Here is a 16,895-nt window from a genome sequence, read left to right as displayed (position 1 = left end):
CGCCGCATCGCCGCCTGACGGAAGCAGGCCGGTCCGGTGGTGTAAAGCCGGATCACACGCTGCTTGTGGTTGCGAAACGCCCGGCTTGACACCACCGGACCGGCCAGCTTGGCTTCGCCCGTCGACGCGGCGGGGGACCCGGAACACAACCCCTCCTGTGGGTGTGGACACCTGTCTAGCCAGAGAAGCCCCCGCGACCGAGGTCGCGGGGGCCACTGTGAGTGATTGGGTCGGGTTACTGGGCGAGGGCCCGAACCTTCTCCGCCTGCGGGCCCTTCGGGCCCTGGGTGATCTCGAACTCGACCGGCTGGTTCTCCTCGAGGTTCCGGTAACCGGAGCCCTCGATGGCCGAGAAGTGGACGAAGACGTCCGGGCCGCCGCCGTCCTGAGCGATGAAGCCGTAGCCCTTCTCGCCGTTGAACCACTTGACCGTGCCAGTTGCCATGCTGCGTTCTACCTCGGAAATCACTCCCGCTGTGAGCGGGACCGGTGGTGGGTACCTGCGCCTGTCGCGCGGATACCGGTCGAGCTTGGAGTGAGTCCGGATGTGCTTCATGAACCGACTGCCCAGTGCGACCGAGCGTCACGGTAGCACTACCAGCTCCGTGACGATAGGTGAAACGGCAAGGTGGGAGTCGTGTCGTCACTCTCGTGGCGGACGGATCCACTCGGTCGGGCGGGGTTCCGGCAGTGGTCGGCGGGGGTTCGGGGTGGCTCCGGGCGTGGTCGGCGGGGGTGTCGGGGGCCGCGGTTCGGGGGTAACCCGCATGGCGGGTCAGGCCAGAGCGGCGAAGAATCGATCGCTCATCTCGGTGTGCAGCGGGAAGGCCAAGGGCTGCGCGTGGTCGACGACGATCAGTTCCTGGGTCTCGCCGTTGGACAGCGCCTGCACGCGCTCGGGGGTCAGGCCCGCCAGGTCCTCGATGGGGCGCGGCTTGACCCGGCCGAAGACCAGGATCACGAAGTGCGGGGCGCTGAGCACGTCGGCGAGCTCGACCTCCTCCACCTCGGCGCGCAGGCCGGTCTCCTCCCACAGCTCGCGGACGGCCGCCTGCTGCCAGCTCTCGCCCTCCTCGATGAAGCCGCCGGGCAGGCCGATCTGGCCCAGCTGCGGCTCGATGCCGCGCCGCACCGTGAGCAGGCCGGTCCGGCCGTCGGTGCCGATGATCGGCATCATCACCAGGGCCACCGGGAGCGGGTTGAGCCAGGTGGTCTCGCCGCAGTTCGCGCAGGCTCGCGGCCAGGCGGCGTCGGCGGCGAAGGCGGTGCCGCAGTAGGAGCAGTGCGAGTTGTGGACCGGCATGGTTCATCAGCGTACGCCGACGCTTCACGGGGTGAAGCGTCGCCTCCCCCGCGAGCGCCTCAGCCGGCGAGCGAGAACTCGATGGGCTCGGTGGAGGCCAGCCGGACGCGCCCGGTCAGCACCAGGTGCCGCAGGTGCGAACCGGCCTCGCCGAGGGCGAGATGCCGCGCGAAGGTGTCCAGGCGCTCCCAGCCCTTGTTCCACTCCATGCCCTCGGTGATGCTCCACAGCGTCTTCGGCCCGGCGGCCAGCTGGCCCTCGATCTGCTCCAGGCGGCGGACGTGGTGCTCGGCGATCTCCGCGGCGCGGCCGGCGACGTCGTCGAAGGGCGCGCGGTGCGCGGGCAGGGCGCGCGTGGTCGACAGCCGCGAGACCTTCCGCAGCGAGGCCAGGAAGTCGCCCAGGGGGTCGGAGGTGCCGACCACGTGGTCGTCGTAGACGGTGACCACCGGGGTGATGCCGGGCAGGACGTGGTCGCCGGTCAGCAGCGCCCCGCTGTCCTCCAAGTGGAAGCAGGTGTGCCCGGGGGAGTGGCCGGGCGTCCAGACGGCGCGCAGCGTGCGTCCGGGGACGTCCATCAGCGCGCCGTCCTCGATCAGCACGTCCGGCACGGCCGGCTTGGCCCCGGAGGGGATCGCGGCCGCCGCGCTCGCCACGGCCTCCGCCGGGGCCCCGCACAGCTCCAGCAAAGCCTTGTAGCGCTTGGTCCAGGGCTCGCGGTCGGCGGTGCGGACCATGTCGACGACCTTCGCGTCCTCCTCGTGCAGCGCCACCCAGCAGCCGCTGAGCTCCCTGATCCGCCCGGCCAGGCCGTGGTGGTCGGGGTGGTGGTGGGTGACCAGCACGCCGCGCACGTCCGACACCGAGCTGCCGACGGCCTCCAGGCCGCGCTCCAGGGCCGCCAGCGAGACCGGGTCGTCCCAGCCCGCGTCGACCAGTACGGGGCCGCCAGCGGTCGTCTCCAGGGCGTAGACGAGCGTGTAACCCAGGGGGTTGTCGGGGAACGGGACGCGGATCGACCAGACGCCGGGGGCCTCGGCGGTGGCGGGTGCGGCGTCCGTCATGGCGGTGCTCCTTCGGGTCAACGATGGTGGGAACACGTTCTCATGACTAGTTAGCCAGGCGAAAGGTTCGCTCGGGCGGGGCCGGGTCAGCGTGGGTTCCCTGGGCGACCAGACGGTCATTGAGCCTGCATCTCGGAACTGGTATCTGTTCTAACAGACCGCCTTCTGACGGCCTGTCAGTATCACGGAGAGGCACTCCCATGGGCACCGTGACCGAGCACGGGAAGCTGTTCATCGGCGGTTCCTACGTCGACCCGGCGACCGACGCGAAGCTGGAGATGATCTCGCCGGTCACCGAGGAGGTGCACGGCCGCACCCCCGAGGCGTCGCCGGCGGACATGGACCGCGCCGTCGGCGCCGCCCGCCGCGCCTTCGACGAGGGCCCGTGGCCGCGGATGAGCGTGGCCGAGCGCGTGGAGATCCTGCGCGGGCTCCGGAACCGGTACGAGGCGCGCGCCGACGAGCTGGCCAAGCTGATCAGCTCCGAGACCGGCTCGCCCTACTCCTGGTCGATCCTGGCGCAGGTGTGGGCGCCGATCATGATCTGGGACTACTACCTGGGCATGGCGGCCGGCTATCCCTGGGAGGAGCTGCGCCAGGGCCTGCTGGGGCCGACGGTGGTGCGCAGCGAGCCGGTGGGCGTGGCGGCCGGGATCGTGGCGTGGAACGTGCCGCAGTTCATCACGGTCAGCAAGATCGCCCCGGCGCTCGTGACCGGCTGCGCGGTGGTGGTGAAGCCCTCGCCCGAGACGGCCCTGGACGCGTATCTGCTGGCTGATATGGCCATCGAGGCCGGGCTGCCGGAGGGCGTGCTGAACATCGTCCCGGCGGGCCGGGAGAACAGCGCGTATCTGGCCGCGCATCCCGGGCTGGACAAGGTCGCCTTCACCGGGTCCACGGCCGGCGGCAAGGCGGTCATGGCGGCGGCCACGCCGAACCTGACGCGGGTGACGCTGGAACTCGGCGGCAAGTCCGCGGCGATCATCCTGCCGGACGCGGATCTGGATACTGCGATCCCCGGGCTGCTGCCGAACTCGTACATGAACAACGGGCAGGCGTGCGTGGCGCAGACGCGGGTGCTGGTGCATCGCGACCGGTACGCCGAGACCGTCGACGCCATGGCGGAGGCTGTCAGGGGCCTGAAGACCGGTGATCCGCTGGATCCCGAGACGCAGATCGGTCCGCTGGTCGCCGAGCGGCAGCGCGATCGCGTGGAGTCGTATATCGCCAAGGGCGTCGGCGAGGGCGCGCGGGTGGTCGTCGGCGGCGGGCGTCCGGCGGGGATCGCAAAGGGCTGGTTCGTCGAGCCGACACTGTTCGCGGACGTCGACAACCGGATGGTGATCGCGCAGGAGGAGATCTTCGGGCCGGTCGTCGCGATGATCCCGTATGAGGACGAGGCCGACGCGGTGCGGATCGCCAACGACTCGGACTACGGGCTCTCGGGGTCGGTGTGGTCCGCGGATGTGGAACACGGACTTTCTGTGGCGCGGCGGGTGCGGACCGGGAATTATGGCGTGAACACCTTCGGGATGGAGTTCAACTCCCCGTTCGGTGGGTTCAAGCAGTCGGGGATCGGCCGGGAGTTCGGGCCCGAGGGCTTGAGGGCATATCTGGAGACGAAGACCGTGCACTTGCCGAATGGATATACCCCTGAAGGGTTTTGATGTATGTCAGAGATTGATGCGGCGGCACAGACCAAGTGGCGTGTGACTGTCGATGCTGATTTGTGCATCGGCTCCGGGGGCTGCGTGCTGCGCTCGCCCGAGGCGTTCGAGCTGGACGTGGCGCGGCAGGCTTGTCCGCGGCACGAGGTGCTGGGGGCCTCCGACGAGGTGCTGGACGCCGCGGAGAACTGCCCGGTGGAGGCGATCACGATCGTGGAGGAGGGGAGCGGGCTGGCGGTCTTCCCGCCGGCGGACTGAGCGGTCCCGAGCGGTCCTGAGCTGTGTGTGGGCGCGCGAAACTGTTTGACTGAGTCATTGACTCAGTCAAACGATGCTGCCTAGCATGGGTGGCATGGTGGATCTCGCGCCCGCGGTGGCGGCCGTCCGTTCGTTCAACCGGAGCTACACGAAGGTCATCGGCGTCCTGGAGGAAGGGCTGTTGAAGAGCCCTTACACCCTGACCGAGGTCCGGGTCCTCTTCGAGATCGCGCACGCCGGGCCCGAGGGCGCCACCGTCGCCCGGATCCGGGAGGACCTCGGTCTGGACGCCGGCTACCTGAGCCGCATCCTGGCCCGCTTCGACACCGAGGGACTGGTGCTCAAACGGCGGGCCGCGGCCGACGCGCGCCGCGGCACCGTGGAGCTCACCGAGCGCGGGCACGGGATCTTCTCAGGGCTCGACGAACGCTCCAGCGAGCAGGTCGGGGCCTGGCTCTCGCGCCTGGGCGCGGGCGACCGGGCGCGGATGGTCGAGGCCATGGGGCAGATCGGCGCGCTGCTGGATTTCCAGACGCCGGCCGGGCCCGTGACGCTGCGCGCGCCGCAGCCCGGCGACTACGGCTGGGTGGTGGAGCGCCACGGGACCCTGTACGCGACCGAGCGAGCCTTCGACGAGACCTTCGAGGCCGACGTCGCCCGCATCGTCGCGGACTACGCGAGCTCGCACGACGAGGAGCGCGAGGCGTTCTGGGTCGCCGAGGTGTCCGGCCGGCGCGTGGGCTGCGTGGCCTGCGTGCGCCGGCCCACCGACGACGGCGTGGACACCGCGCAACTCAGGATCCTGCTGGTCGACCCCGCGGCCCGGGGCCTGGGCGTCGGACGGCGGCTGGCCGAGGAGTGCGTGGAGTTCGCGCGCAAGGCCGGATACCGGCGGATGACGCTGTACACGGTGGACGGCCTGACGGCGGCGCACCGGATCTACCGGTCGCTGGGCTTCGAGATCGTGCACCAGGCGGCGGTCCAGATGTGGGGGCACCACTTGGTGGAGCAGGAGTGGGTGCTGGAGTTGGGGTAGTCGCCGGGCCGGCTGCTAACCGCCCGCCGGCCTCCGGCGCGCGCTGTCGCCGGCGATGCGTGGAGCAGCATTCGCCGGATGGCAGGATGGACCCGCCATGGACCTCGCCGCCGATCTCCCCGCCGATCTCGCCGCAGCGCTCGACGCCGCCACCGCCGACATCCCGTTGCGGGAGCTGGAGGCGTCGGTCGACCGCTTGATCGCCCGCTACCGGACGCCGGGGCGTGCCGACCGTCCCATCCTCGCCGGCCGGATTGACGCCGCCGCGTACGCCGCCTACCGGATGCCGGCGACATGGGGCGCGGTGCGTGCGGCGCTGGCCGCCGCGGCGGCGCGGGTGCCGGATCTGGCACCGCAGAGCTTGGTGGACGTCGGCGGCGGCACCGGTGCCGCGGCATGGGCGGCCGCGGCGGTGTTCGGCGAGTCGCTGAAGGACATCACCGTCCTGGATCAAGTACCCGAGGCGCTCGAGTTGGGCCGGGGACTGGCCCGTGACGCGTTCTCGGGCGCGCTGCGGCACGCGGAATGGCGGCAGGTGCGCTTCCCGGCGGAGGTTCCCGGTGCGGATCTGGTGACCGTGTCGTACGTCCTCAGCGAGCTCGCGCCGGACGCCCAGCAGGCGCTGGTCGGCACTTCCGCCAAGAATGCCCAGACCATCGCCGTGATCGAGCCCGGGACGCCCGACGGCTACCAGCGGATCATGGCCGCGCGCGACGTGTTGGTCGGCATGGGACTGCACGTCGCGGCCCCGTGTCCGCACTCGGATGCCTGCCCGTTGCTGGGAACGCGCGACTGGTGCCACTTCGCCTCGCGCATCCACCGCTCGCCGCTGCACCGCCGTCTCAAGGGCGCGGATCTCCAGTACGAGGACGAGAAGTTCGCCTACGTGGTGGCCACGCGCCTGCCGGTCGCGGAAGCACAGGCGCAGGCGCGCATCCTGCGGCATCCGCAGATCCGCAAGGGGCTGGTCATGATGCAGCTTTGCCGGCCCGACGGGACGGTCGCTCAGGAACTCGTCTCCAAGCGCCAGGGCGACACGTATCGGGCCGCGCGCGACGCGGACTGGGGCGACAGCTGGTAGTCAGGCCGGTCAGTCGGCCAGCCAGGCCATTCAGGCCCTCACTCGGCCGCGGCCGCCTGCGAGACCAGCGTGCACGCCGTGTCGATGTCCGCCTTCACCTGCGAGATCGACGCGCGTCCCGACAGCCAGGTGATCAGCGTCGAGTGCCAGGTGTGGGTCACCACGCGCACCGCGGCGAGCTCGGCGCGGGTCAGCGGCCGGCCGGAGTGGATGGCGTCGGCGATGACGTCGGTGATCAGCCGGTTCACCGAGTCCACCTCGGCCGAGACCGAGCGGTCGGCGAAGGTCAGGGCCCGCATCATGGCCTCGGCCAGGTGCGGCTCGCGCTGCAGCGCCTTGAAGGTGCGCATCAGGGTCTCGGCCACGCGCTCGCCCGGGTCGGCGCTGACCGGGGGCTTGCGGCGCAGCTGGTCGTGCAGCTGCTCCAGCTGGTCCTGCATGGTGGCCACGAGCAGGTGGATCTTCGAGGGGAAGTAGCGGTAGAGGGTGCCCAGGGCCACCTCCGACAGCTCGGCGACCTCGCGCATCTGCACCGCGTCGAAGCCGCCGCGGGCGGCGAGCTGCTGGGTGGCGCGCAGGATGCGCTGGCGGCGGGCTTCCTGACGCTCCGTCAGGGCCGGGACCGGCGACGGCGCCGAAGCGGGGGTGCCGGCCGTTGCCGACGCGTCAACCGTCATGGGCTTTCCTCAACCTCGATCAATTCTGGGCACTCGGTTCCGCACCTGGTCAGGGTTGGTTCACGGACGGTGTTCGCGGTGGTGGCCGGATGTGAACCGTCTGTGAACTGTGTCACGCACCAACTCTGCCACCTGCGGCGCGGGGCTAGTAGGAACTTGTTCTAGATTAGCGCCACGGATTATGCTCCGTTGACCCGCTCGTGACGCCGTCTAAGCCGTGAAGGCGGGACACGGACTTACGGAGCGAGGTGAATGAGCATGGCAGACAAGGCGCTGCGCATAGCCTTGCTCGCGTACAAAGGAAACCCCTTCTGCGGAGGCCAGGGCGTCTACGTCCGGCACCTCTCCCGCGAACTCGCCAAGCTCGGCCACAGTGTCGAGGTCCTCGCCGGCCAGCCGTATCCGGTGCTCGATCCTGAGCCCGGTGTCAAGCTGACCGAGATATCCAGCCTCGACCTGTACCGCCAGCCCGACCCCTTTCGCACCCCCAAGCGCGGCGAGTACCGCGACTGGGTGGACCTGCTGGAGGTCGGGACGATGTGGACCGCCGGGTTCCCCGAGCCGCTCACCTTCTCGCTGCGCGCGCTGCGCCACCTGTCCGGCCGCAAGGGCGAGTTCGACGTGGTCCACGACAACCAGTGCCTGGGCTACGGCCTGCTGGGCATGCCGCGCCTGGGCTTCCCGACGCTGGCCACCGTCCACCACCCGATCCAGGTGGACCGCGAGCTGGAACTGGCCGCCGCGCCGACCAACGGCAAGCGCGCCTCGGTGCGCCGCTGGTACGCCTTCACCGCGATGCAGACCCGCGTCGCGCGGCGCCTGCCGGAGATCATCACGGTCTCGTCCTCCTCCGCCGCGCAGATCGAGGAGTACCTCGGTGTCCCGCAGCGGCGCATCAGCACCATCCCGATCGGCGCCGACACCGACACCTTCTCCCCGGACGCCTCGGTGGCCAAGGTCCCCGGGCGGATCGTCACCACGGCCAGTGCGGACGTGCCGCTGAAGGGCCTGCTGCCGCTGGTCGAGGCGCTGGCGAAGGTCCGGGTCGAGGCCGAGCACGCGCATCTGGTGGTCGTCGGCAAGGCCAAGGAGGACGGCGTCGTCGCCAAGGCGATCGAGCGGCTGGGCCTGGGCGGCTCGGTGCGCTTCGTGCACGGCATCTCCGACGCCGAACTCGTCGATCTGATCCGCTCGGCCGAAGTGGCCTGCGTGCCCTCGCTCTACGAGGGTTTCTCGCTGCCCGCCGTCGAGGCGATGTCCTGCGGCGCCGCGCTGGTGTCCACCACCGGCGGCGCGATCCCCGAGGTGGCCGGCCGGGACGGCGAGACCACGCTCGCGGTGCCGCCGGGCGACCCCTCGGCGCTGGCCGTCGCGCTGACCCGGGTGCTGGGGGACGCGGAGCTGCGGGCCCGCCTGGGTGCCGCGGCGCGTGAGCGGGTCCTGGAGAAGTTCACGTGGCGCGCCGCCGCGATCGCCACCGCCGAGCGCTACCGGGCGCTCATCGAGGCCGGCCGTGACCCGGTCGACTGGGACCGCATGGCCGCCGACAGGCTCCGTCGTGGAAGAAAGGCAGGGGTCTGACGTGCTCACCGTGGACTTCGAGAAGTTCCCGATCACCAAGGGCGAGAAGGTCCTGGACATGGGCTGCGGCTTCGGCCGGCACGCGTTCGCGCTGCTGCGTCAGGGGGCTGACGTGGTCGCCCTGGACTACAGCCAGGACGAGGTCGCCGAGGTGACCAAGTGGTTCGCGGCGATGCAGGCGGCCGGCGAGGTGCCGGCCGGGGCCGGCGGGATCGCGGTGCGCGGCACCGCCTACGGCCTGCCGTTCGCCGACGGCACCTTCGACGCGATCGTCGCCGCCGAGGTCCTGGAACACCTGCCCGACGACCGGCTGGCGATGTCCGAACTGGTCCGGGTCCTCAAACCCGGCGGCCGGCTGGCGATCACGGTGCCCCGGTGGTTCCCGGAGAAGGTGTGCTGGGCCCTGTCCGACGCCTACCACGAGGTCGAGGGCGGCCACATCCGGATCTACAAGCGGCGCGAGATGGTCGGCAAGCTGCGGGACGCCGGCGTGGTCCCCCGCGAGCTGCACCACGCGCACGCGCTGCACGCGCCGTACTGGTGGCTGAAGTGCGCGGTCGGGGTCGACAACGAGAACGCCCCGGTGAAGGCGTACAAGAAGCTCCTGGAATGGGACATCATCAAGGCCCCGGCCCTCACCCGCGCCAGCGAGGCGCTGCTGAACCCGGTGCTCGGCAAGAGCCTGGTCGTCTACGCGGACAAGCCGGCCGCATGACGCCGGTGCCCGCACCGACGGCCGAAGGGCTCGCCGCCGCGGCCGGACTGCTGGCCTGCGAAGGGGTGCTCAGCGCCGCGCAGGTCCGCACCACCGCCGAGGCGATAGCCGCGCTCCAGCGGCCCGACGGCGCCATCCCCTGGTTCCACGGCGGCCACCTGGACCCCTGGGACCACATCGAGGCGGCGATGGCGCTGGACGTGGCCGGGTTCCCCGACCGCGCCGCGGCCGCCTACCGCTGGCTGGTGGCGTCGCAGAACACTGACGGCTCCTGGTACGCGGCGTACGCCGACGCCCCGGAGGGCATCGCCGAGCCGGCCAACCGGTTGTGCGAGACCAACTTCACCGCCTACATAGCGGTCGGCGTCTGGCACCACTGGCTGGCCACCGGCGACGAGGACTTCCTGGCCGCGATGTGGCAGCCGGTGTGCCGGGCCACGGACTTCGTCCTGAGCCTGCAGACCCCCGGCGGCGAGATCGTGTGGTGCCGTGACGAGCAGGGGCGCGAGGCTGACGAGGCGCTGCTGACCGGCTGCTCGTCGATGTACCAGGCACTGCGCTGCGCGCTGGCCGTCGCCGAGCGGCTCGGGCGCGCCCGCCCGGACTGGGAGCTGGCCTGCGGCCGCCTGGGGCACGCGCTGGCCGCGCACCCGGAGCGCTTCGCGGACAAGGGCACGTACTCGATGGACTGGTACTACCCGGTGCTCGGGACGGCGTTGCGCGGCGAGGCGGCGGACGAGCGGATCGCAGAGGGCTGGGACCGCTTCGTGGTGCCGGGCCTCGGCGTGCGCTGCGTCTCGACGAACCCGTGGGTGACCGGCGGCGAGACCTGCGAGCTGGCGCTGGCGTTGTGGGCGATCGGCGACGCGGAGCGCGCGCGGACCTTGCTGCGCGACATCCAGCATCTGCGGGACGAGGCCGACGGTCTGTACTGGACCGGCTATGCCTACGAGGCGGACAAGGACGGGAACCAGCCCGCGGTCTGGCCTCCGGAGAAGACGGCCTGGACGGCCGGCGCGCTGCTGTTGGCGCTCGCGGTGCTCGCCGAGGACAAGGCGACGGTCGCGGTGTTCGGCGGGGACGGGCTGCCCGAGGGGATGCCGGTCGCGTGCTCGGTCGCGGAGTGTGTCGCGGCCTGACGCGCGAGATGGCGTGCGTCGCCTGAGCGAGCCGGAGTGCCCGCTCAGGCCGTGCGGCGAGTCAGCTCACTCGCCGGCGACGAGGCCCGCCGCACCGCCTCAACTGTTGCAGGCCGAGTTCACCGCGTTGATGTCCTTGGTCGTCTCCGGAATCGTCTTCTGCATCCCCGCGGTGTCGTTGTTCTGATAGTCGTTCGCGAACGTGTTCCAGCTGTCCGCCTCGGCCTGGATCGCCGTCTTCACCGCCGGGTCGGTGGCCTTGGCGGCGTCGGCGGACAGCTTGTCGGCCAGGTCGTGGTCGGCCGCTATCTGGAAGTCCTTGCCGCCGTTGGCCGCCGGGTCGGCGGCGTTGAAGGCCTTGAGGTCGTCGAGGGCCTCGGTGCAGCCGGCTTTGACGCCGTCCGGACTCGGCGGGGAGCTGGTCGTGGACGTGTCCTGGGTGTCGGTGTCCGTGTCGGTGTCCGTGTCCAGGGAGTCCGGGCTGGTCGGCGTCGTCGTGTCCGTCGTCGCGGAGGAGTCCGGCGTGCCGGTGGGCGCGGTGCTGGAGGAGTCCGTCGTCGTGGTCGGCCCGGCCTGCGGCGTGCCGTGGTGTCCCAGCTGCGTGGCGCCGAGGGTCGCCAGCGCCGCCACGACCACGACCGCCGCCACCGCCAGGACGACCTTCGGCGCGTTGTTCTTCTTCGGCGGCGGGGGCGGGTTCAGGGACTGGGTGGCCAGATACGGCGGCGGCTGGTGCGGCTGCTGTGGTCCCGGCAGGTAGGGCGCGGTGCGGGCCAGGTTCGGCTGGTGCGTCAGCTCGAGCGTGGGCGGTTCCACCGGGGCGGGCGGGACCGGTGCCGCGGCCTGCGTGACGGCCGGGCCCGAGCCCTCGGCGTTCCTGTCGTTCAGCATCGCCAGCGCCGCCGGGATCGACGGCCGCTGCCCCGGCTCCTTGGCCAGCAGCGCGGCCAGCAGGCCGGTCAGGCGCCCGGCGCTCTTCGGCGGCTTGGGCTGTTCGAACAGGACCGCCGTCAGCGTCGCCGTGGGCGAGTCGCGGCGGAAAGGCGAGATGCCCTCGACCGCCTGGTACAGCGTGACGCCCAGGGAGAACAGGTCCGAGGGCGGGCCGGCCTCCTGGGCGCGGGCGCGCTCGGGCGCCAGGTACTCCGCCGAGCCGATGACCGCGCCGGTCATCGTCAGGGAGCTGTCGTCCTCGTGCTGGGCGATGCCGAAGTCGGTGAGCAGGACCCGGCCGTCGTCGGCGAGCAGCACGTTCGCCGGCTTCACGTCGCGGTGCACGATCCCGGCGGCGTGCGCGGCGGACAGGGCGCGCAGCATCGTGTCGGCCACCTTCGCGGTGTTCTCCACGCTCAGCGGGCCGTGCTCGGTCAGGTGCTCGTCCAGCGAGCGGCCGGACACCAGCTGCATCACGATCCACGGCGCGTCGTCGTCGATCACGACGTCGTGCACGGTCACGATGCCCGGCTGGTCGCGCAGCCGGACCGTGTTGCGGGCCTCGCGCTCGGCCCGGCGCAGCCGCTCGGCCAGCTGCGCGTCGGAGAGCATGAAGGGCAGCGAGACCTCCTTGACGGCCACGTCGATGCCCAGCGTCTGGTCGTGGGCCCGCCACACGCGGCCCTGACCGCCGGCGCCCAACCGGTCCACGAGGCGGTACCGGCCGCCGACCAGGCGTCCTGGTTGTGCTGCGTCAGCCATGATCTGCACTCTTCATGAAAGCCCCCGGGTCGCCTGTGATTCCGACATCGGACAGACTACGGAAGCGGCGTGTTGATCACATCCGTCGAAGTACTCAGGAAGGAATGCGTCCATGTCCTACCCGGACCCGCGTTATTTCGCCGACACCGGCGAGGTCAGTGCCACGTTCCGGCCGGCCGGCGCCGAGCCCGAGATCACCTTCGCCTCCGGCGGGACCTGCAGCCTGCTGTCGACCTCGGACAGCTCCGACGGCTTGTACGGGCTCTACCGCTGGGACTTCGCCGCGGCGCCCAGCGGCCCGGGTACGCACTTCCACAAGACGATGAGCGAGGCCTTCTTCGTCCTGAAAGGCACCGTGCGGCTGTTCAACGGTGAGAAGTGGGTGGAGGCCACACCGGGGGACTACCTGTTCGTCCCGCCCGGCGGGCTGCACGCGTTCCGCAACGAGTCCGGCGAGCCGGCCTCGATGCTGCTGATGTTCGCCCCCGGCGCGCCGCGCGAGAACTACTTCCGCGGCCTGGTCGAGGGGATGCAGAACACGATGGGTGAGGCGTTCTTCCTGGAGCACGACCAGTACAACGTGAAGGACTGAGCTCCGGCTCAGTCCTCCACGCGTCCCGGGCCGTCGGGCCAACGGGCCAACGGGCCATACCGGGGGGCCTCAGTGCTGCGTCATGGTGGCCCACAGCGGCGTGGAGCCGTCGGTGATGACCACGTTGCCGTCGTCCTGGCAGATCAGGTAGTCGTTCGGGTGGCCCGCGGTGTCCGACGTCCAGATCGGGTTCCCGGCGGCGTCGTAGATGACGGAGTTGCCGTCGGTCTGCAGCGGGACGTAGGACGCGCCGCGGCCGGCGGTGTTCGAGGCCCAGCGGGCGACGCCGGTCTCGTCGTAGTCGACGAGGTTGCCGTCGGACTGCCAGACGAAGGTGGCCTTGCCGCTGGTGCTGACGCACAGGACGGAGTCCGCCGCGCTGGCCGGCCCGGCTGTGACGGCCGGCGTCCCCGGCTGGATTTTGCCGCCGGTGTCGGCGGACGCCGGGGCCGCGGCGGCGAGCAGGGCCACGGCCGCGACGGCGAAGGCGACGCCGGCGCGGCGCTGCGCGGAGGCGATCCTCATACGATCTCCTTCTGGGAAGCCCGACTGGCGGGGACAATCCGAGGTGGAACGGTCCCTACCGGTATCGCCGGACTTCCCGGAGAACTTCAGGTGTTGCCTGTTTCTCGCCTGATCAGGAAACGGGAAACAGGGCTCTACCAGCGGAAGCTTAGAACGGGTCCTTCTTTCCGGCGCCGAGCTGCACCCACTGGGCCGTCGGCCGCCCCTCGACCCGGAACTGCTCGCCGGTGACGCCGAACCCCCGGGGCCAGCCCTCCGGCGAGTCCTCCCACGTCTCCTGCCGGCCGTAGGCGGTCTCGTCCAGGATCGCGTAGCTCGGCGCCGCGCGCTCCACGCCGCGCCCGGTGGTCCAGTAGGTCTCGAACACCTGGTCGCCCCGGCGCAGGTAGCTGACGCGCATGCCGAAGAAGCGGCCGGCCAGCAGCTGCTCGGCGGAGTCGCGCGCGGAGTACCAGGGGACGTCCCAGCCCAGGAAGTCGTGGTAGGCGCGGCTCTGCTCGTACGGGCCCTGGGAGAAGATCGCGTAGCTGACGTCGCGGGAGTGCAGGTAGGACAGCTCGCGGACCTCGGCGGTGAAGAAGGTGCAGCCCTCGCACTGGTCCTTGGTGGTGCGGTCGTCGTGCCACATGGCGTAGTACACGGTGAGCATGCGCCGGCCCTCGAACACGTCGAGCAGCGGGACCGCCCCCTTCTGGCCGACGACCGTGACCGAGGCGTCCACCTCGACCATCGGCAGCCGGCGGCGCTCGGCGGCGAGCTTGTCGCCCTCGCGGGTGTGCGCCTTCTCGCGGACGGCGAGCTCGTCGAGGCGCGCCTGCCAGCTCTGGCGGTCGGTGATCGGCGGGAGCGGGGCGTTCTGCTCGGGCTGCTCGGACTTCTCGGGCTGCTCGGACTTCTCGGTCATGGTGCCTCCGGATCGGTGCGGGGGCGGTGGTGCCCCGAAAGATGTAGACGATCGGGGGCGGCCGAATTCATCGCCTAAAGTGTGGCCAGTTGTCGATCCGCGGCACAGCCCGTTCGACCCAGGGATGAGAGCGGCCCCGACCGGGGTCCGCGAGCCGAAGGAGACCGACCATGAAGTACATGCTGATCTTCCGCGCCGACGACAAGGCCCTGGAGTCCATGGGCACCGCCGACTTCAGCGAGATGATCGCCACCGTCGGCAGGTTCAACGACGAGCTGATCCGCGCCGGCGTCCTGCTGGCCGCCGAGGGCCTGGCCGACCCGCAGGACTCGGTCGTCGTCGACTACTCCTCGGAGCCCCCGGTGGTCACCGACGGCCCCTACGGTGAGACCAAGGAGCTGTTCAACGGCTTCTACATCCTCAACGTGGCCTCCAAGCAGGAAGCGGTGGAGTGGGCCAAGCGCTCGCCGATCACCGGCCCCGGCTTCAAGACCGAGATCCGCCGGGTGACGACCATCGACGAGATGCCCCAGGACAACGAGTGGATCACGAAGGAGCGCGCGTGGCGCGAGGCCACCGGGCAGCTCTGAGCGGGGCCGGCGATCGGGCGGGCGGCGGCGAGGGCTTCGGCCCGGTCGCCGCCTCTGGTCGCAGCCGGGCGTGGGAGGTGCGATGAGCGACGGCAGCAGCACCAGCCCTGGCGCCGGCGCCAGCGCCGCCAGCGCCACCGACCCCACCGGCCGCGCCGCCGTGGCCGCCGTCTGGCACATCGAGTCGGCCCGCATCGTCGGCGCCCTGGCGCGCTACACCGGCGACTTCGCCCTCGCCGAGGACGTCGCGCAAGAGGCGCTCGCCGAGGCGCTGGTCACGTGGCCGCGCGAGGGCGTGCCGCGGCATCCGGCCGGGTGGTTGCTCACTGTCGGCCGGCGGCGTGCGATCGACCACTTCCGCCGCCATGCCGTGCAGGACCGCAAGTACGCGGTCCTGGCTCAGGAGCTCGGCGAGGGTGGTGTGGCCACCGGTGGGGAGCCGCTCGATCCGGTGCGCGCCGGCGAGGCTGTGCAGTGGGATCCGGACCAGATCGACGACGACCTGCTCGCCCTGATGTTCGTCTCCTGCCATCCGGTGCTCTCGCGCGAGGCCCGCATCGCGCTCACGCTGCGCGTGGTCGGCGGTCTGACCAGCGACGAGATCGCGAAGGCCTTCCTCGTGCCGACCGCGACGGTTCAGGCGCGCATCACCCGCGCGAAGAAGGCGCTGGCCGCGGCCGGGGTGCCCTTCGAGGTGCCGCCGCCGGAGCAGCGGGCCGAGCGGTTGGGGTCGGTGCTCAGCGTGGTCTACCTGATCTTCACCGAGGGCTCGTCGGCCAGTGCCGGCGACGCGCTGATGCGCCTGGACCTGGCCGGCGAGGGGCAGCGGCTGGCGCGCATCCTGACCCGCCTGATGCCGGACGAGCCGGAGGTCCACGGGCTGCTGGCGCTGACGGAGCTGACCGCCGCGCGCTTCCCGGCCCGCGTCGGTCCGGACGGCGAGCCGGTGCTGCTGGCCGACCAGGACCGGAGCCGGTGGGACCAGGCCGCGATCCGGCGCGGCCGCGCCGCGCTGGCCCGGGCTCAGCAGGGCGGCCGGGGCGTGGGCGCGTACGGGCTGCAGGCGATGATCGCCGAGTGCCACGCCGTCGCCGGCTCGGTCAAGACCACCGACTGGGAGCGCATCGTCGCCCTCTACGACGCGCTGAGCCGCCTGGCACCTTCGCCGGTGGTCGACCTCAACCGCGCGGTCGCGGTCTCCATGGCCGGCGGTCCCGCCGCCGCGCTGGATTTCGTGGACGCTTTGGTGGAGGACGGCGCGTTGGCGAACTCGTACTTGCTGCCGAGCGTGCGCGGCGAGCTGCTGATCCAGCTGGCACGCCTCGACGAAGCGCGGGTGGAGCTGGAGCACGCGATCAAGCTCTGCGGCAACGAGCGCGAGCAGGCCGTGCTGCGCGGCAAACTCGCCGAGCTGGGGGAGTAGGCGACTACTCCACCCGTCGCAGCACCCTGAGCGACCCGGTGACCGACTCCTCGACGAAGTCGCCCGACTCCAGCGCCCGCAGGTAGATCCGGTACGGTGCCTGGCCCCCGTCCTCGGGGTTCGGGAACACGTCGTGGATGACCAGCAGGCCGTCCGGGGCGACGTGGTGCGCCCAGCCCTCGTAGTCGCCCCGCGCGTGCTCGTCGGTGTGGCCGCCGTCGATGAAGCACAGGCCGACCGGGGTGTTCCAGAGCCGGGCCACGGCCGGGGAGCGGCCGACGACCGCGATCACGCGGTCCTCGACGCCGGCCGCGTGCAGGGTGCGGCGCATCGCCGGCAGCGTGTCCATCAGGCCGACTTCCGGGTCCACCAGCGTCGGGTCGTGGTACTCCCAGCCCGGCTGCTGCTCCTCGGAGCCGCGGTGGTGGTCGACGGTGACCACCACGCGGTCGGCGGTGGCGGCCGCCGCGGCCAGGTAGATGGTCGACTTGCCGCAGTACGTCCCGATCTCCAGCAGGTCGCCGACCTTCGCGGCACGCTCGGCCGCCTCGTACAGGGCCAGGCCCTCGTCGGCGGGCATGAAGCCCGGGGCGGCCTCGGCGGCGGCGCGCAGCTGTTGATCCATGGCGCCACTCTATCTTCCGG

18 protein-coding genes are annotated in these 16,895 nt (G+C 71.4%); 10 read left to right on the top strand and 8 right to left on the bottom strand.

Annotated elements, in window-relative coordinates:
• Positions 1–235 precede the first annotated feature (235 nt).
• The 3 genes from ABIA35_RS29520 to ABIA35_RS29510 form a co-directional block, all read right to left on the bottom strand.
• Complete coding sequence (locus tag ABIA35_RS29520; protein ID WP_012786341.1) at positions 236–445, bottom strand: cold-shock protein; 210 nt, start codon at positions 443–445, stop codon at positions 236–238.
• Positions 446–775: 330 nt separating this feature from the next.
• Positions 776–1,303 (bottom strand): NUDIX domain-containing protein, encoded by a 528-nt coding sequence (locus tag ABIA35_RS29515; protein ID WP_370342170.1) that lies wholly within the window; start codon positions 1,301–1,303, stop codon positions 776–778.
• A gap of 59 nt (positions 1,304–1,362) precedes the next feature.
• On the bottom strand, positions 1,363–2,367 hold the full coding sequence (locus ABIA35_RS29510) for an MBL fold metallo-hydrolase (protein WP_370342172.1): 1,005 nt from the start codon (positions 2,365–2,367) through the stop codon (positions 1,363–1,365).
• A 200-nt stretch (positions 2,368–2,567) separates the two neighbouring features.
• Between ABIA35_RS29510 and ABIA35_RS29505 the strand changes: the two genes are divergently transcribed.
• The 4 genes from ABIA35_RS29505 to ABIA35_RS29490 all read left to right on the top strand — a co-directional run bounded on the left by ABIA35_RS29505 (position 2,568) and on the right by ABIA35_RS29490 (position 6,409).
• Positions 2,568–4,034, top strand: a complete 1,467-nt coding sequence (locus ABIA35_RS29505) for an aldehyde dehydrogenase (RefSeq protein WP_370342173.1) — start codon at positions 2,568–2,570, stop codon at positions 4,032–4,034.
• A 3-nt stretch (positions 4,035–4,037) separates the two neighbouring features.
• Positions 4,038–4,292: a ferredoxin gene (locus ABIA35_RS29500; RefSeq protein ID WP_370342174.1), complete on the top strand. Its 255-nt coding sequence runs from the start codon at positions 4,038–4,040 to the stop codon at positions 4,290–4,292.
• A gap of 94 nt (positions 4,293–4,386) precedes the next feature.
• Positions 4,387–5,328: a GNAT family N-acetyltransferase gene (locus tag ABIA35_RS29495; protein ID WP_370342175.1), complete on the top strand. Its 942-nt coding sequence runs from the start codon at positions 4,387–4,389 to the stop codon at positions 5,326–5,328.
• 97 nt (positions 5,329–5,425) lie between these two features.
• Positions 5,426–6,409, top strand: coding sequence for a small ribosomal subunit Rsm22 family protein (locus ABIA35_RS29490; protein WP_370360000.1), 984 nt, complete (start codon positions 5,426–5,428; stop codon positions 6,407–6,409).
• 38 nt (positions 6,410–6,447) lie between these two features.
• Here the strand turns inward: ABIA35_RS29490 and ABIA35_RS29485 are convergent, their stop codons facing one another.
• Entirely contained in the window at positions 6,448–7,086 is a 639-nt protein-coding gene (locus tag ABIA35_RS29485; protein ID WP_370359999.1) for a TetR family transcriptional regulator, read from the bottom strand.
• Positions 7,087–7,344: 258 nt separating this feature from the next.
• Here ABIA35_RS29485 and ABIA35_RS29480 point away from each other — a divergent pair, with 258 nt between their 5' ends.
• Genes ABIA35_RS29480 through ABIA35_RS29470 form a run of 3 tightly spaced genes read left to right on the top strand, consistent with a single transcriptional unit; the run spans position 7,345 to position 10,521 of the window.
• Positions 7,345–8,667 (top strand): glycosyltransferase family 4 protein, encoded by a 1,323-nt coding sequence (locus ABIA35_RS29480; protein ID WP_370342376.1) that lies wholly within the window; start codon positions 7,345–7,347, stop codon positions 8,665–8,667.
• A 1-nt stretch (position 8,668) separates the two neighbouring features.
• Complete coding sequence (locus ABIA35_RS29475) at positions 8,669–9,382, top strand: class I SAM-dependent methyltransferase (RefSeq protein WP_370342179.1); 714 nt, start codon at positions 8,669–8,671, stop codon at positions 9,380–9,382.
• Positions 9,379–10,521, top strand: coding sequence for a prenyltransferase (locus tag ABIA35_RS29470; protein WP_370359997.1), 1,143 nt, complete (start codon positions 9,379–9,381; stop codon positions 10,519–10,521). Before ABIA35_RS29475 ends, ABIA35_RS29470 begins: the two co-directional genes overlap by 4 nt.
• A 99-nt stretch (positions 10,522–10,620) precedes the next feature.
• Here the strand turns inward: ABIA35_RS29470 and ABIA35_RS29465 are convergent, their stop codons facing one another.
• Positions 10,621–12,216, bottom strand: coding sequence for a serine/threonine-protein kinase (locus tag ABIA35_RS29465; protein ID WP_370342182.1), 1,596 nt, complete (start codon positions 12,214–12,216; stop codon positions 10,621–10,623).
• 112 nt (positions 12,217–12,328) lie between these two features.
• Between ABIA35_RS29465 and ABIA35_RS29460 the strand changes: the two genes are divergently transcribed.
• Positions 12,329–12,808: a cupin domain-containing protein gene (locus ABIA35_RS29460; RefSeq protein WP_370359996.1), complete on the top strand. Its 480-nt coding sequence runs from the start codon at positions 12,329–12,331 to the stop codon at positions 12,806–12,808.
• Positions 12,809–12,877: 69 nt separating this feature from the next.
• On the opposite strand, the gene ABIA35_RS29455 is transcribed toward ABIA35_RS29460, so the two are convergent.
• Positions 12,878–13,333 (bottom strand): lectin, encoded by a 456-nt coding sequence (locus ABIA35_RS29455; RefSeq protein WP_370342185.1) that lies wholly within the window; start codon positions 13,331–13,333, stop codon positions 12,878–12,880.
• A gap of 148 nt (positions 13,334–13,481) precedes the next feature.
• Positions 13,482–14,237, bottom strand: a complete 756-nt coding sequence (locus tag ABIA35_RS29450) for a DUF899 family protein (RefSeq protein WP_370342186.1) — start codon at positions 14,235–14,237, stop codon at positions 13,482–13,484.
• A 170-nt stretch (positions 14,238–14,407) separates the two neighbouring features.
• On the opposite strand from ABIA35_RS29450, the gene ABIA35_RS29445 reads away from it, so the two are divergent.
• Positions 14,408–14,827: a YciI family protein gene (locus tag ABIA35_RS29445; RefSeq protein WP_370342187.1), complete on the top strand. Its 420-nt coding sequence runs from the start codon at positions 14,408–14,410 to the stop codon at positions 14,825–14,827.
• Positions 14,828–14,909: 82 nt separating this feature from the next.
• On the top strand, positions 14,910–16,250 hold the full coding sequence (locus ABIA35_RS29440; protein ID WP_370359995.1) for an RNA polymerase sigma factor: 1,341 nt from the start codon (positions 14,910–14,912) through the stop codon (positions 16,248–16,250).
• Positions 16,251–16,254: 4 nt separating this feature from the next.
• Here the strand turns inward: ABIA35_RS29440 and ABIA35_RS29435 are convergent, their stop codons facing one another.
• A complete protein-coding gene (locus ABIA35_RS29435; RefSeq protein ID WP_370342190.1) occupies positions 16,255–16,875 on the bottom strand; it encodes a class I SAM-dependent methyltransferase in 621 nt (206 codons plus the stop codon).
• Between the last annotated feature and the right edge of the window lie 20 nt (positions 16,876–16,895).

The sequence above is a fragment of the Catenulispora sp. MAP12-49 genome, assembly GCF_041262705.1.
GTDB lineage: Bacteria > Actinomycetota > Actinomycetes > Streptomycetales > Catenulisporaceae > Catenulispora.
This window is presented reverse-complemented; position numbering and strand designations above follow the sequence as displayed.

Excerpts from the sequence above, each read along its gene's own strand:
- ABIA35_RS29490 (WP_370360000.1), top strand. The coding sequence starts at position 5,426 with ATGGACCTCGCCGCCGATCTCCCCGCCGATCTCGCCGCAGCGCTCGAC.
- ABIA35_RS29435 (WP_370342190.1), bottom strand. The coding sequence starts at position 16,875 with ATGGATCAACAGCTGCGCGCCGCCGCCGAGGCCGCCCCGGGCTTCATG.
- ABIA35_RS29455 (WP_370342185.1), bottom strand. The coding sequence starts at position 13,333 with ATGAGGATCGCCTCCGCGCAGCGCCGCGCCGGCGTCGCCTTCGCCGTC.
- ABIA35_RS29450 (WP_370342186.1), bottom strand. The coding sequence starts at position 14,237 with ATGACCGAGAAGTCCGAGCAGCCCGAGAAGTCCGAGCAGCCCGAGCAG.
- ABIA35_RS29495 (WP_370342175.1), top strand. The coding sequence starts at position 4,387 with ATGGTGGATCTCGCGCCCGCGGTGGCGGCCGTCCGTTCGTTCAACCGG.
- ABIA35_RS29445 (WP_370342187.1), top strand. The coding sequence starts at position 14,408 with ATGAAGTACATGCTGATCTTCCGCGCCGACGACAAGGCCCTGGAGTCC.
- ABIA35_RS29515 (WP_370342170.1), bottom strand. The coding sequence starts at position 1,303 with ATGCCGGTCCACAACTCGCACTGCTCCTACTGCGGCACCGCCTTCGCC.
- ABIA35_RS29510 (WP_370342172.1), bottom strand. The coding sequence starts at position 2,367 with ATGACGGACGCCGCACCCGCCACCGCCGAGGCCCCCGGCGTCTGGTCG.
- ABIA35_RS29440 (WP_370359995.1), top strand. The coding sequence starts at position 14,910 with ATGAGCGACGGCAGCAGCACCAGCCCTGGCGCCGGCGCCAGCGCCGCC.
- ABIA35_RS29505 (WP_370342173.1), top strand. The coding sequence starts at position 2,568 with ATGGGCACCGTGACCGAGCACGGGAAGCTGTTCATCGGCGGTTCCTAC.
- ABIA35_RS29480 (WP_370342376.1), top strand. The coding sequence starts at position 7,345 with ATGGCAGACAAGGCGCTGCGCATAGCCTTGCTCGCGTACAAAGGAAAC.
- ABIA35_RS29470 (WP_370359997.1), top strand. The coding sequence starts at position 9,379 with ATGACGCCGGTGCCCGCACCGACGGCCGAAGGGCTCGCCGCCGCGGCC.
- ABIA35_RS29520 (WP_012786341.1), bottom strand. The coding sequence starts at position 445 with ATGGCAACTGGCACGGTCAAGTGGTTCAACGGCGAGAAGGGCTACGGC.
- ABIA35_RS29460 (WP_370359996.1), top strand. The coding sequence starts at position 12,329 with ATGTCCTACCCGGACCCGCGTTATTTCGCCGACACCGGCGAGGTCAGT.
- ABIA35_RS29500 (WP_370342174.1), top strand. The coding sequence starts at position 4,038 with ATGTCAGAGATTGATGCGGCGGCACAGACCAAGTGGCGTGTGACTGTC.
- ABIA35_RS29485 (WP_370359999.1), bottom strand. The coding sequence starts at position 7,086 with ATGACGGTTGACGCGTCGGCAACGGCCGGCACCCCCGCTTCGGCGCCG.
- ABIA35_RS29465 (WP_370342182.1), bottom strand. The coding sequence starts at position 12,216 with ATGGCTGACGCAGCACAACCAGGACGCCTGGTCGGCGGCCGGTACCGC.